At 22.3% G+C, this 1,373-nt stretch carries 1 protein-coding gene; it reads right to left on the bottom strand.

From position 1 onward, the window contains the following. A partial coding sequence (locus tag X274_RS09900) for a hypothetical protein (protein WP_197073359.1) occupies positions 1–1,204 on the bottom strand: 1,204 nt, incomplete at its 3' end. Positions 1,205–1,373: the final 169 nt, after the last annotated feature.

Genomic DNA, 1,373 nt, shown 5'->3' with positions numbered 1-1,373 from the left:
CATAATTTATAGTTTTTATATACTTCCCGCTTTCAAGACTATATTCTTTTATTTCTTTTCCCGATGTTAATAGCAATTTATTTCTACTTTCAGAAATAAAACCAATATTTATATTCCTCAGTTTATTATCAAATTTAAACAATTCTGATTTTTTTTGTAAATTATATAAATTTAAACTTACCATCCCATTTGCTGTTAATAAATAATTTTTCGAAATTGTTATAAAATTCCCTTTAAATAATTTTAATTTTTTCTCCTTCAAATTATATATTGTCGTATATGAATATATGTTCCCATTTATATTTTTATTTAATACCATTTTATTATTTGAAACAACATAAAAATTATTCCAATATATATTTTTTATTTTTATAAATTTTTTTAAATTTACATTTGTATTATTTTTTTCGTTATAATATGTAAAAAAATCCTCTATGTAATTAAAATTATTATTTTCAGATTCTAGCCATTGTATCCATCTAATCATATATGGCATTATATTATCTTTTAATTGTTTTTTATTCCATTTTTGTATGTTTATATAAAATTCTTTAAATCTATCTATTCCATAATTTTTAATAAAAAAACCTATAAATGATGCTCCAAATGTATATCCATTTTTCCAATTTAAAAATATTTTTTTATATAACTCATCATAATTCAGATTTCTATATTCTAAAGAATATTTAATCATATATTTAGCATAAAAGTGATATTTTGAACCCAAATCAAGATCATCATTAATATATTTGAACCAATTTGCAAGACCTTCTTTAAAAAAGGAAATTTCTCCTTTAAAAATATACGAATCAATAGCATGTACTATTTCATGTTTTAAATTAACCGGCATTGCAAAAATTACCTTATTATTCCAGAATCCACCAGTCTGATAATCAGATAAACCTATTACTTCTTTTCTTGTTTCAAATAAAATTACTTGAATTTTTTTATTAGTCATTGTTGATTTAAAAGTTCTTATTAAATTTTCTATTTCTTTCTGGTAATATGATGCGATTTCAATAATATAAGGAGCAAAATTAGCGTTTTTCTCAAAGTACAATTCCAGATTTTTAGTATTGAATTTCGCATAATTTTTGCTGGCATATTTATATGCCGAATTCACTTTTTTTTCATCTAGTTCAATGCAAAAACTTACAGTTATAGAAAATATAAAAATTAATAATAATATAATCTTTTTTATCATAAAAATATTTTCTCCTTTTTTAATATTTGACACACCTGCATCAATAAATGCAGGTGTATAGCTTGATTTTAACTTCAAAGACTATTTTTAGCAATCCCCGCTTACTGGGACGTATATATCTCCACCAGGATTTTCTGTTTCTTCAACTCTATCCAAACTACCTGGAGCA

The organism is Marinitoga sp. 1155 (assembly GCF_001021175.1).
In the GTDB taxonomy this organism is placed as follows: Bacteria; Thermotogota; Thermotogae; order Petrotogales; family Petrotogaceae; genus Marinitoga.
Note: the sequence above shows the minus strand (reverse complement) of the source record. Positions and strands in the feature narration are given on the sequence as shown.